This is a genomic window from Ectothiorhodospiraceae bacterium 2226, from assembly GCA_013348725.1.
In the GTDB taxonomy this organism is placed as follows: Bacteria; Pseudomonadota; Gammaproteobacteria.
This window is the reverse complement of sequence record CP054689.1, coordinates 372888-388365: the sequence shown is the minus strand read 5'-3', so window position 1 is coordinate 388365 and position 15478 is coordinate 372888. Positions and strand designations below refer to the sequence as shown.

15 protein-coding genes are annotated in these 15478 nt (G+C 67.4%); 8 read left to right on the top strand and 7 right to left on the bottom strand.

Annotated features, from left to right (window positions below; translation table 11 throughout):
- The first annotated feature begins 45 nt into the window (after nt 1-45).
- A complete protein-coding gene (locus HUS23_01785; GenBank protein ID QKT02640.1) occupies nt 46-1002 on the top strand; it encodes a chromate resistance protein in 957 nt (318 codons plus the stop codon).
- Complete coding sequence (gene chrA, locus HUS23_01780) at nt 999-2369, top strand: chromate efflux transporter (protein QKT02639.1); 1371 nt, start codon at nt 999-1001, stop codon at nt 2367-2369. Before HUS23_01785 ends, chrA begins: the two co-directional genes overlap by 4 nt.
- Here chrA and HUS23_01775 read toward each other — a convergent pair.
- From HUS23_01775 to HUS23_01760, 4 genes are read right to left on the bottom strand one after another with little or no spacing between them, the layout of a single operon-like run.
- On the bottom strand, nt 2313-2924 hold the full coding sequence (locus HUS23_01775; GenBank protein QKT02638.1) for a hypothetical protein: 612 nt from the start codon (nt 2922-2924) through the stop codon (nt 2313-2315). The two genes, chrA and HUS23_01775, sit on opposite strands and share 57 nt — an antisense overlap.
- Entirely contained in the window at nt 2921-3529 is a 609-nt protein-coding gene (locus HUS23_01770; GenBank protein ID QKT02340.1) for an SCO family protein, read from the bottom strand. Before HUS23_01770 ends, HUS23_01775 begins: the two co-directional genes overlap by 4 nt.
- Entirely contained in the window at nt 3529-4998 is a 1470-nt protein-coding gene (locus HUS23_01765; protein QKT02637.1) for a cbb3-type cytochrome c oxidase subunit I, read from the bottom strand. Before HUS23_01765 ends, HUS23_01770 begins: the two co-directional genes overlap by 1 nt.
- A 14-nt stretch (nt 4999-5012) precedes the next feature.
- Entirely contained in the window at nt 5013-5552 is a 540-nt protein-coding gene (locus HUS23_01760; protein QKT02636.1) for a cytochrome C oxidase subunit II, read from the bottom strand.
- 176 nt (nt 5553-5728) lie between these two features.
- Here HUS23_01760 and HUS23_01755 point away from each other — a divergent pair, with 176 nt between their 5' ends.
- From HUS23_01755 to HUS23_01745, 3 genes are all read left to right on the top strand, one after another.
- On the top strand, nt 5729-6154 hold the full coding sequence (locus HUS23_01755; GenBank protein ID QKT02635.1) for an Rrf2 family transcriptional regulator: 426 nt from the start codon (nt 5729-5731) through the stop codon (nt 6152-6154).
- A gap of 177 nt (nt 6155-6331) precedes the next feature.
- Complete coding sequence (locus tag HUS23_01750; GenBank protein QKT02634.1) at nt 6332-7471, top strand: PilT/PilU family type 4a pilus ATPase; 1140 nt, start codon at nt 6332-6334, stop codon at nt 7469-7471.
- A gap of 186 nt (nt 7472-7657) precedes the next feature.
- Entirely contained in the window at nt 7658-8305 is a 648-nt protein-coding gene (locus tag HUS23_01745) for an adenylate kinase (GenBank protein ID QKT02633.1), read from the top strand.
- 72 nt (nt 8306-8377) lie between these two features.
- Here the strand turns inward: HUS23_01745 and HUS23_01740 are convergent, their stop codons facing one another.
- The 3 genes from HUS23_01740 to HUS23_01730 form a co-directional block, all read right to left on the bottom strand.
- Nucleotides 8378-8581 (bottom strand): cold-shock protein, encoded by a 204-nt coding sequence (locus HUS23_01740; GenBank protein ID QKT02632.1) that lies wholly within the window; start codon nt 8579-8581, stop codon nt 8378-8380.
- Between the two features lie 240 nt (nt 8582-8821).
- On the bottom strand, nt 8822-10810 hold the full coding sequence (gene betT, locus HUS23_01735; protein ID QKT02631.1) for a choline BCCT transporter BetT: 1989 nt from the start codon (nt 10808-10810) through the stop codon (nt 8822-8824).
- A gap of 16 nt (nt 10811-10826) precedes the next feature.
- Entirely contained in the window at nt 10827-11975 is a 1149-nt protein-coding gene (locus HUS23_01730; GenBank protein ID QKT02630.1) for a carbohydrate porin, read from the bottom strand.
- Between the two features lie 151 nt (nt 11976-12126).
- Here HUS23_01730 and HUS23_01725 point away from each other — a divergent pair, with 151 nt between their 5' ends.
- The 3 genes from HUS23_01725 to HUS23_01715 all read left to right on the top strand — a co-directional run bounded on the left by HUS23_01725 (nt 12127) and on the right by HUS23_01715 (nt 15417).
- Complete coding sequence (locus HUS23_01725) at nt 12127-12654, top strand: hypothetical protein (GenBank protein QKT02629.1); 528 nt, start codon at nt 12127-12129, stop codon at nt 12652-12654.
- 69 nt (nt 12655-12723) lie between these two features.
- A complete protein-coding gene (locus tag HUS23_01720) occupies nt 12724-13731 on the top strand; it encodes a hydroxyacid dehydrogenase (protein ID QKT02628.1) in 1008 nt (335 codons plus the stop codon).
- Nucleotides 13732-13737: 6 nt separating this feature from the next.
- Nucleotides 13738-15417, top strand: a complete 1680-nt coding sequence (locus HUS23_01715; protein QKT02627.1) for an L-lactate permease — start codon at nt 13738-13740, stop codon at nt 15415-15417.
- Nucleotides 15418-15478 lie beyond the last annotated feature (61 nt).

Below are 15478 nucleotides of genomic sequence, written 5' to 3'. Positions count from 1 at the left end.
GTGAAGTAGCGTTCGAGACACATAAGGTAGTAATCTCTACGCCCTATGGACTGGCACCTTTTGATCCTCGCACTCCCGTCGGCGCAGGCCACGGCGCGCATGCGCGTCTGGCGCGGGCTACGCGCGCGCGGCTGCGCGGTGCTGCGCGACGGCGTGTACCTCCTGCCTCAGAAAGCGGGACTGCGGGAGTTTCTCGTTGAACAGGCGGCTGAAGTGACGGCGGCCGGCGGCGGCGCCCAGGTGTTGGATGTGCAGGCCGACGCGGCGCAGGCTGGGGCCTTCCGCCAGCTGTTCGATCGCGCAAACGACTATGCCGCGTGGAGCCGCCAAACGACTGCGCGCGCGGCGGAGCTGGAGGCCAAATCGCCGGGCGCCGCGGCGCGTGAGCTGGCCAAGCGGGCGCGTGAGCTCGCGCGCATCGAGGCGATCGACTACTTCCCTGGCGCCGAGCGCGCGCGGGCGCGGGCACTGCTGGCGCGGCTGGAGGCCGCTGTTGAGGGCGCCGCGGGGGAGCCTCGCGCGCTGGGCGGCGCCATCGAAGCGCGTCGGCGCGCGGACTATCGCGCACGCCTGTGGGCGACACGCCGTCGACCGTGGATCGATCGCCTGGCGAGCGCGTGGCTCATTCGGCGCCACATAGATCCCGAGGCGCGTTTCCTTTGGCTCGCGGCACCGGCCGACTTAGCGGCCGGTGCCGTCGGCTTCGATTTCGACGGTGCCGAGTTCACCCACGTGGGTAACCGCGTCACTTTCGAGGTGCTGGCGGCGAGCTTTGGGCTGGAGCGCGAGCCGGTGCTGGCGCGCCTGGCGCAGCTGGTGCACTACCTCGACGTCGGCGGCGTGCCATCGCCCGAGGCGCCCGGTCTGGAGGCGATGCTGCGTGGCGCGCGTGAGCGTCATGCGGACGACGACGCGCTGCTGGGCGAGGCGCTGGTGATTTTTGATGCCTTGGCGGGCGGCTTGGCGGCGGCCCTGGCAAGGCAAGAGGAGAACGATGCATGAGCAGCGACAACGCGCTTGCCGGTGACGCGGCTGACGCGCCGGTGCGCCGAGTGAGTTGGCGTGAGGCTTTCTGGTACTGGTTGCGCCTGGGCTTCATCAGCTTCGGCGGGCCGGCGGGCCAGATCTCGATCATGCATTACGATCTGGTGGAGCAGCGGCGCTGGATCTCGGAGCGGCGCTTCTTGCACGCGCTCAACTATTGCATGCTGCTGCCCGGACCCGAGGCCCAGCAGCTCGCCACCTACATCGGCTGGTTGCTGCACCGCACCTGGGGCGCGATCTTGGCCGGGGTGTTGTTCGTGCTGCCTTCGCTGGTGCTACTGATCGTGCTGAGCTGGATCTACCTGCGCTGGGGCGATGTACCGGCCGTGGCGGGCATTTTGTACGGCATCAAGCCCGCGGTGGTGGCCATCGTGCTGTTTGCCGCCTACCGCATCGGCTCGCGCGCGCTGGCCAACGTCCCCTTATGGGGCATAGCCGCGGCGGCCTTTGTCGCGATGTTCGCCTTCGGTATACCGTTCCCGCTGATCGTGGGTGTGGCGGCGCTGATCGGGTTCATCGGCGGACGTCTTGCGCCGGCCACGTTCGCCTTGGGCGGGGGGCACGCGGGCGGCGGCGCCCAACGCTACGGGCCGGCGATCCTCGACGACCACACGCCGACGCCGGCGCACGCGCGTTTCACCTGGCGGCGCCTGGTACGCATCCTCGTCGTGGGGTTGGGGCTCTGGCTGTTGGCGATGGCGGTGCTCACCGCGCTGTTTGGGTGGCAGGGGATGCTGACGCAGGTCGGCTGGTTCTTCACCAAGGCGGCGCTGCTCACATTCGGTGGGGCCTACGCGGTACTGCCCTACGTGTACCAGGGCGGCGTGGAGTACTACCAGTGGGTCACGCCGCACCAGATGATGGACGGCCTGGCGCTCGGCGAGACCACGCCGGGGCCGCTGATCATGATCGTGGCCATCGTGGGCTTCATCGGGGCGTGGAGCCAAGCGATCTTCGGCCCGGATCAGCTGTTCCTGGCCGGCGCCTTGGCGGCCACGGTGGCGACCTTCTTCACCTTCCTGCCCTCGTTCCTGTTCATCCTGGGCGGCGGTCCGCTGGTGGAATCCACCCACGGCAATATCAGCTTCACCGCCCCGCTGACCGGCATCACCGCCGCCGTGGTGGGGGTGATCTTCAATCTCGCCGTGTTCTTCGGCTACCACGTGTTGTGGCCGCAGGGGCTGGACGGGCGCTTCGATGTGTTCTCGCTGCTGGTGGCGGTGGCGGCCTTCGTGGGCTTGTTCCGCTTCAAGCTCGGCATTATTCCGCTAATCGGCGTGTGCGGCGCCCTGGGGCTGGGTTACAGCGTGCTGGTGGGCCTGTGAGGTGCGCCCGTCGAGCGTGAAGGCCCGCAGCGCGAGGGCCAGCCCCAGGCCGAGCGCGGCCAATAGCAGCAGGCGCCCCAGGGTCTCCTGGTCGCTGACCAGGTAGTTGTTACATACCCGCAGCGGGGCCACCAGGTACAGCCAACCCATCACCGCCAGCATGGCGACCAGCTTGCTCGCCACCACGCCGCGCAGCACGAAGGGCACGCGTGGCCAGGACAGGCGCAGGGGCAGCCCGACCAGCAGCGCGAGGCTGGCAAACTTGGCGGCGTCCACCGCCGCCGATTCGAGCGCGGCATCGAGGTGCCGGGGCAGCATCCACCAGGCGAGGGCGAACAGGGCAAGCAGCAGCCCCGCGACGCCCGCGCGGTCCCAAGGCGCGAGCGCCGCGCGCCAGCGCGCCGGCAGCGCGCTACCGAGCAGGGCGCCGGCCACGATCAGCAGGGGAATCTGCACCAGCATGTGGGTCCACATGATGCCTTCGAGGCCCGCGCGCAGCGGCGGCAGCGCCAGCGCCGCCAGCAGGCCCAGACCGGCCGCGGCCGGATAACTCACAGCATCGCCTCCAATACCCGTACCACCCCGTCGACGTCCTCGAGGTCGGTGATGTAGGCCAACCGGCCGGCCCGATCCACGACGTGCAGTGCGGCGTTGTGCTCATAGCCGCCGTAGCCGTCGGGAATCACGGTGATGCCGAAGGCGCGCAGCACCGCGGGCAGCTCGGCCGCCTCGCGCGGCCGGGCTACCTGCCAGTGCGGCCCGGCCCCGAACCGCTCGGCGTAGCCCGTGAGCATGCGCGGGGTGTCGCGGTACGGATCGAAGCTGATGCTGAGCAGCATCACCTTCCCGCCGAGCCGGCCGGGACCATCGTCCTCCAGCCGCGCCTGCAGGCGCTGCATGGCATCGCCGAGGTCGTTGCACACCGTCGGACAGCGGGTGTAGATGAAGTTCACCACCACGGTGCGCCCCGCCCAATCCGTCAGCGCCCAGTCGGCACCCTCTCGGCCTTGCAGCGCGAGCGGCGGCAGGGGACGTGGGGCCTCGCGTACCGCCAGCCGGCGTGCCTCCTCGGCGGTGAAGGCGCGGAGGCCGTCCGTGGCCCCCCACAGTGCCGGCACGCCCGCGGCCAGGATCAACAGCGCGGCGAGTGCCGTGCGCATCAGGCGGCCCGCGGCGGCGCGCTGCGGGTGCAGCCGAGCGAACACAGGAAGCGCAGCACGAACACCGCCACCGCGATCACGACGAGCGCGGCGAAGAGCGCGCCGATCTGGCTGTACGGGACCCATTCGGCGGCATGTTCGGCATAGCGGCGCGGGATGCTGTGGCGCCCCGAGTACAGGAAGGTGAACACGAAGCCCAGGCCGCCGAGCAGGAAGCCCCAGAAGGCCAGGCGGTCGGTGTTGCTGTCCGGCGCGGGGCGCTCGCCCTTGGTCATCCAGTACATGAAGCCGAAGATCATCGCACCCACCCCGAGCAACAGGTAGAAGTGGAAGTGTCCCGGCACCCACAGGGTGTTGTGCATCACCCTATTGATCGGGATGAGCGCGTCGATGATGGCGGGGATCACGCCCGCGGCCCAGCCGAAGGTGCCGAGGAACAGCAGCCCCGAGGTCAGGTCCCAGCGCATATTGGCGCGGTGCACGATCATCAGGGCGCCGTAGGCCGTCACGAGCAGCACGGGAAGGCCGCTGGTGAAGGAGATGATCTGCCCCATGGCGTGCGCCCACACCGGCATGTTGAAGTCCATCAGCAGGTGGTGTGGGTAGACGATCATCACCATCACCGTGGAGGCGGTCCAGGCAGCCAGGAACACGCGGTTGGGCTTCCAGCTGCGATTCGCGTAGCGCGGCAGGATCTCGTACACCGCGATCACCGCCATATAAATAGTGGCGTTCACGAACACATGGCCGAAGAAGTAGATCAGGTTCTTGGCCAGCAGCGGGTCGATGGTGAAGGCCGGCACGTAGAGGTTGACCAGCGTCATTACCAGGATGGCCGCGCCGGCGGTGATACCGAGGATGTTGACGATCAGGACCATGGTGCTCGCCACCACCGCCGCGGGCGGCGGCTCCGAGGTGTCGCCTCCGAACAGCTGCGGCCAGCCCAGCGCGCGCGGCAGGCTGCCGTAGGCGGCGAGGATGGCGCGCGCGATATCCAGGTGCAGGATCAGAAAGCCGGTACCGATCAGCAGCAGGCCGCCCATGAACAACGCCGCCGCGTGCGCCGACCACAGCCCCATGGAATTGGCGGGCAGCGGGTAGAGGAAGGTCCAGGCGCCGGCGAAGCCGCCGAAGAAGATGCTACCCAGGATCGCGACCGCGCCGACCAGAAACAGGCCGAGGTTGAGCGCGAATATGGCGGTGGACAGGCGCACATAGCGCGCGAGGAAGTACCACATCACGGCGGCGGAGCCGATCGCGGCGATCCCGACCATGCCGGCGCCGTGGGCGGTGAGCACCTGATAGAAGCGTTCCAGCCCGAGCGGCAGCAGCTGCGCCTGGCCCAGGCGCATGGCCAGGCCAAACAGCATCATGAGCAGCAGCACCACCCCGGCGACGGCCAGGTAGGCGAGCACGGTGTTGCGGGCGGCGGGCGTCAGATGCCCGTCGGCGGCGGATTGTGTGGTCATGTTCGGTCTCCGGATCAGCGAGCGGCGAGCGGGGCGTCGGTGACGGTGAAGGTGGCGTCCATCGCGTGGTGGGCGATGCCGCAGTACTCCAGGCACAGAATGCGGTAGGTGCCGGGTTCGGCGAAGGTATGCACCAAGCGGTTGGTGTAGCCGGGCATGGCCTGGGTCTGGGCCACCAGACGCATACTCTGGTCATAGATGGCGAAGCCGTGGTTGGCGTCGGCACTGGTGACGTGGAACACGACCGGGCGGCCGGCCGGCGCGGTGTCGGTGCTGAGCTCCCAGTAGAACTGATGCCCGGTGGCGTCCACCCGCACCGCTTGGTCGGTGACTTGATCGGCCACGCTGTACGGCAGATCGACCAGGGTGCCGATCATCAGCCCGGTGCCGAGCGCCGCCGAGGCGGCGAACAAGCGGCCGCGCAGGCGATAGGCGCGGGTCTGGATGGGTGCGTAGTCCGCCTGGTGGCGGGCGTTGAGCACGACGTACAGATAGACCGCCGCGAGCAGCAGGATCAGCAGCAGGGAGATCTGCCACGCGATTGATTGTTCCATCGGGTTCCCCTCGGATCACTAAAGATGTATAGCGGATGCATCTTCAGGCCGAGGCCGCAGCGCTGTCAAGCACCGGCGGCCGCTCGCGCCCGCCAAGTGTGGAGCGCTGCGCGACGGATGGGCAGGCCCGGCGCGTTTCGGCTTCCTGCTAGAATGGGGCGTCCACAGGAAAGCGCATGCATCTGACACGACATACCGATTACGCCCTGCGGGTCCTGATGTACCTGGCCCTGGAGCCCGACCGCGTGGCGACCATTTCGGACATCGCGGGGGCCTATGACATCTCGCGCAACCACCTGGTCAAGGTGGTGCACGAGCTGGGCGGACATGGGCTGTTGCACACCAGCCGCGGCAAGGGCGGCGGGATCCGTCTCGCGCGCCCCCCCGACAGCATCACGGTGGGGGAGGTGGTGCGGCGCATGGAGGGCAGCCTGCAGATCATCGACTGTGCGTCCCCGCGCTGCGCGATTCTGCCCCAGTGTCGCCTGAAGGGCGCATTGGAGGAGGCCGCGCGGGCCTTCCTCACCACGCTCGACGGCTACACCTTGCACGACCTCGTGCAGCAGCGCGAGCCGGCCCTGCTCGGCCTGCTGGGCCGCTGACGCCGCGCCCCGGCCAACTCGGCCACTTCCGCCATCTCCGGAATGCGAACCAGTCGGTAGCCCTTCAGTTTTCGTTGTGGCGGCCGACATCTCAGTGCGTCGGCGGCGGTCGCGGTGGATCGAAACCCGTCGCGGCGGCCGTAGAGGCTTGTTGCGCATTTCTTGACCGGAGGGGGCATGGATTTTCAGGATTATCTGCGGGTGCTCGTGCACAAGGACGGCTCGGACCTTTATCTCACCGTCGGTGCGCCGCCGGCCGCCAAGTTCCAGGGCGCCCTCCGTGCCATCGACAATCTGACGCTGACGGCGGAGGACCTGCGCCGCATCGCCTATGGGGTGATGAGCCCGGAGCAGCAGGCGGAGTTCGAGCGCAAGCCGGAGATGAATCTCGCCATCTCGGTGTCGAAGGTGGGGCGCTTTCGCGTCAACATCTTCCGGCAGCGCAACGCCCTTGCGATGGTGGTGCGCAACGTCAAGACCGCGATCCCCCGCTTCGAGGATCTGGGGCTGCCCGAGGTTTTGAAGAAGCTCATTATGGAGAAGCGCGGGCTGGTGCTGTTCGTGGGCGGCACGGGGTCGGGCAAGTCCACCTCGCTGGCGTCGCTGATCGACTTCCGCAACACCAACTCGGCGGGGCACATCATCACCATCGAGGACCCGGTGGAGTTCGTGCACCCGCACAAGAAGAGCATCGTCAACCAGCGCGAGGTCGGGGTGGATACCGACAGCTACGAAGACGCGCTCAAGAACACCCTGCGCCAAGCACCCGATGTGATCCTGATCGGCGAGATCCGCGACCGCGAGACCATGGAACACGCGCTGGCCTTCGCCGAGACCGGCCACTTGTGCATCTCGACGCTGCACGCCAACAGCGCCAACCAGGCGCTGGATCGCATCATCAACTTCTTCCCCGAGGAGCGCCGCCACCAACTGCTCATGGATCTGTCCCTGAACCTCAGGGGTTTTGTTTCCCAGCGCCTGGTCCCGACCGTGGACGGCAAGCGCGTGGCCGCGATCGAGGTGTTGCTGGGCACGCCGCTGGTGCAGGACCTGATCATGAAGGGTGAGATCCACAGCATCAAAGAGGTCATGGCCAAGAGCGAGAATATCGGCATGCAGACCTTCGACGGTGCGCTGTTCAAGCTCTTGCAGCAGGGGCGGATCACCGAGGAATTCGCCCTCGGCAACGCCGACTCGCCCACAGACCTAAAACTGCGCATCACGCTGTCCAAGAAGAAATCCGTGGACGACGAGGAGGTATCGGAGAAGTTCTCCTTGGTGCTCGACGAGGAGGAGGCCGAGGAGGGGCGGGGTTGATCTGAATACCTCTCCTTCCTGGCGTTCTCGGAACGTGTGCCGCGCGCTCTGACAGCAGCGTCTCATTAGCTCAACTTGGTGTTCCATCAGTTCCTTTCGGCTTGGCGGCCCGCGGCGGGGACCACACAATCGGTGGTTCCCGCGTAGCTTGCGGGGCTCAACCCAGAAGAAGGAACAGGAGGCAGCATGAGACTGATACTGTTGGGGGCACCCGGCGCCGGCAAGGGGACTGTGGCCAAGCTGCTCACCGCGCTGGACGGCTCGGTGCAGATCTCCACCGGCGACATCCTGCGGGCCGAGGTGCGCGCGGGTAGCGAGCTGGGCAAGAAGGCGAAGGAGTACATGGACGCCGGCGGGCTGGTGCCCGACCAGCTCATCCTGGACATGATGGGCAAGCGCCTGCAGCAGCCCGATTGTGCGAAGGGCTTCCTACTGGACGGCTTCCCGCGCACCATCCCTCAGGCCGAGGCCTTGGACGCCCTGCTCGCCGAACTCGGCATCAGCCTGGACGCCGTCGTGGAGATCGACGTGCCGCGCGAGGTGATCCTGGACCGGCTGACGACGCGCCGCACCTGTTCCAATGCCGATTGCCAGGAGATCTACAACGTGAAGACCAAGCCGCCCAAGGCGGATGGGACGTGCGAGAAGTGCGGGGCGAAGGTGGTGCAGCGTGACGACGAGACCGAGGAGGCCATCGCCAAGCGCCTGGACGTGTACAACGAGAAGACGGCGCCGCTGGCCGGCTACTACGCGAAAAAGGACTGCCTGCTGACGGTGCGCAGCACCTCCAGCGACGATGTGGTGGCGGCCATCCAGCAGCGCGTCGCGGCCTGAGCGGCTGGCCTCAAAAAGAACCCCGCCGGGGGGCGGGGTTCTTTACGTCTCAGTCCGGCAAGGGTGCCGAACTTAGACGGCGGTGACGTTCGCCGCCTGCGGGCCCTTGGGGCCATTCTGCAGGTCGAAGCTCACCTTCTGGCCCTCGGCCAGGGTCTTGAAGCCCGAGGAGTTGATCGCGCTGAAATGCACGAACACGTCCGCGCCACCGTCGTCCTGGGTGATGAAGCCGAAGCCCTTGGACTCGTTGAACCACTTCACAGTGCCTGTCGCCATTGCGGTATACCTAATCTAAACATTTACTTGGGTGTTGCTTGCAGGTCATGAAATGGGGCGGGTACGAGCCATGTTACTGAAGGGCCAGACCAAAATCTCCAAAGCCACAATCTGCAGCACTGTCACTATAGGCCAAGCGTTTCGGGAATACCACCTTTTATTTTGTGGGGCTAACGGGGGGCGGAGGCGGTCGGCCGGCGGCACGGGAATCGTTGTCTAACTGACTGTTTGACAAGGGGGCTAGCGCGCCATGTGCAGGAAGTACATGTGCCGCTCGTACTGGTCGAGCACATCGCCGATGACCTCGTCGCGGCTGTAGCCGTAGATGTCGAAGTTGTGGCTGCCTTCCTTGAGGAACACCTCCGCACGGAAGTAACGATGCTCTTCGGCCGCGTCGTCCAGTTGATCGAGGATGAACGCGGGCGGTGCGTAGCCGTGCAGGCGCACACCGTATACGAAGTCGCCGCCCCCGCCCAGGTGTACCTCGAGCTGCTCGCGGTCCGGCTCGGTGCGCACCGCCACGTCGAGGCCGGCTTTGCGTAGTTCCTCGGCCACCGACGTGAGCGCGGGGCGGGCCGTCTCCTGCAAGAAGCGCCTGACCTCACGCTCGCCGGGAAAGGTCACGATGCGGCGCACGCGCTCGCGCCAGGAATGAGGCTCGCGCGTGTGGCGGGCGGAGCTTACGTGCTGTTGCAGCGTGCCGCGCTTGAGCATCTCGAGGCGCAGGGCGGCGTACAGGCCGTAGGCGGCGATCAGCATCACGATCGAGAAGGGCAGCGCGCTCGCGATGGCTGCCGTCTGCAATGCGGTGAGCCCGCCCACCAGGAGTAGCACACCCGCCACCACGCCCTCGCTCACCGCCCAGAACACGCGGGTCCATTGGCGCCGGTTGCGCCGCCCCCCGGAGGCGATGATGTCGATCACCAGCGAGCCCGAGTCCGACGAGGTGACGAAGAAGGTTATCACCAGCAGGGTCGCGATGAGCGACGTGACGGCGGCCAGCGGCAGGTTCTGCAACATCTGAAACAGCGCCACGGCCTCGTCCGCCTGCACCGCGTCGATCAGGCCTTCGACGCCCTGGCGCAGCACGAAGTGGATGGCGGTGTCGCCGAACACCGTGAGCCACAGGAAGGTGAAGCCCACGGGCACCAGCAGAACGCCGAGAACGAACTCGCGTATCGTGCGCCCGCGCGAGATGCGCGCGATGAACATGCCGACGAACGGCGACCAGGCGATCCACCAGCCCCAGTAGAACAGCGTCCAACCGCCGATCCAGTCCTCGCCCGGTTGGTAGACGTACAGGTTGAAGGTCTTGTACACGATCTCGCTGAGGTAGCCGCCGGTGTTCTGCACCAGGGTGTGCAGCAGAAACACCGTGGGCCCGACCGCCAGCACGAACACCAGCAGCACTACCGCCAGGATGAGGTTCAACTCGCTGAGGCGCCGGATGCCTTTGTGCAGCCCGGCCAGCAGGGATATCAAGGCAAGGCCGGTGATCAGCGCGATCAGCAAGAGTTGGACGGCCACCGTCGACGGCACGCCGAACAGGTAGTTCAGCCCCGCATTGATCTGCATGGAGCCGAGCCCCAGTGAGGTCGCGACGCCGAACAAGGTGCCCAGGATGGCGAAAACGTCGACCGCGTGGCCGATGGGTCCGTGGATGCGTTCGCCGATCAGCGGATACAGCGCCGAGCGGATCGCCAACGGCAGATTGTGGCGAAACGCGAAGTAGGCGAGCACCAGCGCGACCACCGCGTAGATGGCCCACGCGTGCAGCCCCCAGTGGAAGAAGGTGATGCGCATCGCCTCGCGCGCGGCGTCCACGGTCCGGCCTTCGCCCACCGGCGGCGTGGCGTAGTGCAGGATCGGCTCCGCGACGCTGAAGAACATCAGGCCGATGCCCATGCCGGCGGAGAACAGCATGGCGAACCATGAACGGTAGCTGAACTCGGGTTCGGAATGGTCGGGTCCGAGCTTGATGCGCCCGTAGCCGCTGGCGGCCAACACGATGACGAACCCGAGAAAGATGCCCACGGCCAGCAGGTAGAACCAGCCCATGGTCTCGTTGATCCCGCTCTGCACCGACTCGAACAGGACCTCCGCGCGCTCCGGCGCAAGCATCGCGAAGGCCACCAGTACCACCACCAGCAGCACGGCGCTATAGAACACCGGCGGATTGATCGCGCCGCGGCGCGTGTCGTGTTGTGGGTCGGAGTCGCCGTTACTCATCGCGCTGGCGTCCTCTTCAGAAGTAGTAACCGACGTTGATGTTCAGGCGGCGGTGACGCTCGCCCGCGCCGCTCGCCAGCGATCCGCCGATGAAGGGGTGGTCACGCGCGACGATGTAATCAATGTAGGTGGATACGGGTCCTGCCTGAACCAGCATCCCGGTTACGTTCTTCCAGGTATCGTTCAGGTCGCCTGATTTGCGGTACAGGAGGCTGTAGTTGTTGTAGAACTGCAGCTCGCTGATCGGGCCGAATGTCACCGGCAGGCTGCGCGCGAGGTTGACGCTGGCGATGCGCGCCGACGCCGGAATCGTGTCGTAGAACGCATAGGCACCGACCGCGAGCAGCTGGGCGTCGTTCACGCGGTGGCGGTAGTCGCTCAACTGGGCCTTGAGGTTCCAGCGCCCGTAGTCGGCATCGACCGCCAGCGCCCAGGCGCGGCTGTCACCGGCGCGCGCGTCGAGGTCGTGCAGCTCGCCGTACAGCCCCGAGAGCGACGGCGTGAGCCTCACGGGCCCCCAGGCCAGGGTCCGCGCGATACGCGCCGCCGCGGTGTTGGCCTCGCCAAGAGGCTGCCCGGGGGCGTCATGCAGCCCTTCGGCCGGGGCTCGCACACCAAGCACGTCATAGGAGTAACGATGCGTGCGATCGCTGACGAAGCCGTCCACGCCGCCGTGCTCGTCGTTCTTGAGCAATGCGAGATCGAGCCGCCATGGGCCTTGCTCGACCCGCGCCGCAACGCCCAGATCGTGATCGTCCTCCAGGCCGACGTAGTAATGGGTGCTGAAGAAGAAGTTGTGCGAGGTCAACGGGCGGTTACCGAACGGCACCGGCACGATGCCCGCGCGCAGCTGAGTGTTCGCCCAGGGCCGATAGCCCACCCACCCGAACTTCACCACGTTCATGTAGGCGTAGTGGCGGAAGTCGGCCGCCAGCTCCATCTCGTCCCGCGTGCCGTCGACGTTGATGCGGAAGGTATCGAAGTCGATGTCGCCACGGCGTTCCCGATTGCCCTGGTCAAAGGGCTCGTAGCTGTACTGGAAGCGCACCGCCCCGCCGATCGCGATGCCCTCGTCCGCCGCCGCGGCCGACGCCGCAGAGGCGGGGCCAGCCGCCGCGGCGCCGAGCAGAACTGCGGTGGGCAGCTTGCGCCATCGTGCGTTCATGGATTTCGACCAGGCAACTGTCGGGTTCCCCTGGAAGCGTAGCAGTCGCAACCCGCGCCGCCGGATGGTCATGGGTGCGGGGCGCGGCCGTCGTTGCCCGGAGTGGCCGACGCGGCTACCTTCACTGAATCCAGACAAACAGGAGGCCGAGGTGGGACGCAGCCATATCGGAACGGACTGGGCGATCGCGCTTGCCGCCGGTTATCTCGCTACCAAAGTGACCGAACAGGCGCAGGTGTTGCTGTGGCGCGCCACGCCGCCATCCGCGCGCGCGCGCGAGCCGCGCCTACCCGAGGGCAGCAGTGCGCGGCAGGCGGCACGCCTGGTGTGCGACGCTGCCGGCATCGAGCCGCGCCCCGAGCGGCTGGGTTTCATGAAGCGCTGCATCCACTATGGGCTGGGACTCGGATGGGGCTCGGTCTACGGATTCTTGCGCCGGCGCAGCCGCATGAGGCCGCTGGGCGCCGGCATCGTGGCCGGCGCTTCCATGTCGCTCATCGTCGACGAGACCCTCAACCCCGCGCTGGGCATCACACCGCCCAGCGAGGCTTATCCAGCCAGCGCTCACCTGCGCGGATTCGCCTCCCATCTCGTATATGGCCTTGCGTTGGCCGGCGCGGCCGAAGGGCTGCATTGGCTGGTCGAACGCGCCGGGCGGCGCGCCGCCCGCGCGTCTTGATGCCGATCGAAGCGCCATTGCGCCGCGTACCGGTATAGTGACGCTCAAACGAACGCACGGAGGAGACGGATGAAGTTGCTCTACGCGGACGCCTGTTCCGAGGAACGGCCGTGGGTGCGCGAGGCGCTGCCCGAGTTGGAGATCGCCTTCACCGAGGATTGCGTGGACAGCGGCGCGCTGCCCGAAGGTGCCGAGGACGCGGAGGTATTGTCGGTGTTCGTGAGCTCGCGGGTGGACCGCGCGTTGCTCGAGCGCATGCCCAAACTGGCGTTCGTGGCCGCGCGCAGTACCGGTGTGGATCATATCGATCTGCGCGCATGTCGCGAGCGCGGCATACAGGTCGCCAACGTGCCGACCTATGGCGAGCGCACCGTGGCCGAGCATGCCTTCGCCTTGATGCTCGACTTGTCCCGCAAGGTGTGTCAGGCGCGCGCTCGCACCACGCGTCTGGACTTTGACCGCACCGGCCTGCGCGGCTTCGATTTGTTCCGCAAGACCTTGGGCGTGGTCGGCACCGGCGGCATCGGCCGCAACACCATCCGCATCGCCAAGGGCTTCGGCATGGAGGTGATCGCTTATGACGTGCGCCCGCTGGCGGACGCTGACGCGCACGGCTTCCGCTATGTCGATTCCCTCGACACCCTCCTCAGCCAGAGCGACGTGGTGAGCCTGCACGTGCCGTATGTGCCCGCCACCCACCACCTCATCAATCGCGACAACCTGCAGCGCATCAAGCGCGGGGCGCTGCTGATCAATACCGCGCGCGGCGCCGTGGTCGACACCGAGGCGCTGCTGTGGGCGCTGGATGAGGGGCTGTTGGGCGGGGCCGGCCTCGACGTGCTGGAGGAGGAGTTGGCCACCTTCACGGCGCCCGCCTGGCTGCCGCACGGGATGCCCGCCGGTATCGACGCGGCGACGCTGCTGCGTAACCAAGTGCTGGCGGCGCGTCCCGATGTGGTGCTGACGCCGCACAACGCCTATAACAGCGCGGAGGCCTTTCATAGCATCGTCGAAACCTCCACCCAGAACGTGGCCGCGTTCCTGGGCGGACGTGCGCTGAACCTAGTCACCGCGTAGCCGACCATGGGGCCGTCCTACGGCGCGCTGTTGGCCGCGCTGCCGATCGCGTTTGTCGCCCTCATGATGGCCGCCTTCGCGTGGCCCGCGCGGCGTGTGATGCCGCTCGGTTGGGCGATTGCGCTGGCCATCGCCTGGAGCGTGTGGGCGGTCGAACCCATGCGCCTGCTGGCGGCCACGCTGTACGGCTTTCTCTCTTCGCTCAACATCCTGCTGATCGTGTTCGGGGCCGTGCTGGTGCTGAACACGCTGCGCGGCAGCGGCGCGATGCGTGCCATCAGTCACGGTTTCGACGGTATCTCGCCCGACCGTCGTGTGCAGGCGATCATCGTCGGCTGGATGTTCGGCTCGTTCATCGAGGGCGCGGCCGGGTTCGGCACCCCGGCGGCGCTCGCGGCGCCGCTGTTGGTGGTGCTCGGTTTCCCGGCGCTTGCGGCGGTGATGATCGCGCTGATCATGAACTCCACCGCGGTGAGCTTCGGCGCGGTGGGGACGCCGGTGCTCGGCGGTTTGGCCGTCGTGGCCCACGATGCGGCCGGCACGTCCGAACTCGCGCTTCTGGACTTTCTGCGCGAGGTCACCTTGTGGAGCGCCTTGCCGCACGCGGTGGTGGGTACCTTCGTGCCGCTGCTGGCGATCTGCATGCTCACCGCGTGGTTCGGCCCTCCCGGAGAGCGCGGTCTGCGAGGGCTACGCCACGGCTTGCAGGCGGCGCCGTTCGCGCTGTTCGCAGGGCTCGCCTTTACGCTGCCGTATCTGGCCACCGCCGCGCTGCTGGGGCCGGAGTTTCCCGCGTTGATGGGGGCCTTCATCGGGCTGCCGCTGGTGCTCCTTGCGGCGCGGCGGGGTTTCCTCACGCCGCGCACGGTGTGGGATTTCCCGCCGCGTGATCGTTGGCCGGGGGAGTGGTCGGGTAGCGTGGGCGCGGAGCAGGTGGCGCGCGACACCGAACCCGTGATGCCGCTGTGGCGCGCGTGGCTGCCCTATGCGGTGATCGCGCTGGCGCTGCTTGTGACGCGCCTGCCTGCGCTCGGCCTGCGCGATTGGCTGGCGGCGCGCACGCTGCAGTGGAACGACATCCTTGGCAGCGGCATCGATTACAGCCTGCCGTACCTGTACCTGCCCGGCATCGTGCCCTTCATGGTGGTGGCGTTGCTGGCGGCGTTGTTCTATCGCATGCCGGCGCGGGCGGTGGCGCAGGCCTGGGGGAATACGCTGCGGCAACTCGGCGGCGCCACGCTCGCGCTGCTGTTCGCCGTGGCGATGGTGCAGATCATGATCCAGTCCGACGTCAACGCGCGTGAGGTGGAGGGCATGATGCTCACCTTGTCGGGCGCCGCCGCGGACGCCGTGGGCGCGGCGTGGCCGGTGGCGGCGCCGTTCGTCGGCGCCCTCGGCTCCTTCGTGTCGGGCTCGGCCACGGTGTCGAACGTCATGTTCGCCGCGTTCCAGTTCGAGGCCGCCGAGCGCATCGGGGTGTCGGGCGTGCTGATACTCGGCTTGCAGAATACCGGCGCCGCCGTGGGCAACATGATCGCGGTGTTCAATATCGTGGCCGCCTGCGCCGCGGTGGGGCTCGCGGGTCGCGAGGGGCTGGTGCTGCGTCGTAATCTGTTGCCCGCCGCACTGTACGCGCTCTCGCTCGGCGCGCTCGGCTGGGTGCTGAGCCGGCTAGTCACGAACTGACGGGCGCCGCTCCACGTTGACAGCCTCCGAGTAGATGCTAGGGTCCAATCTAATCGCTGTT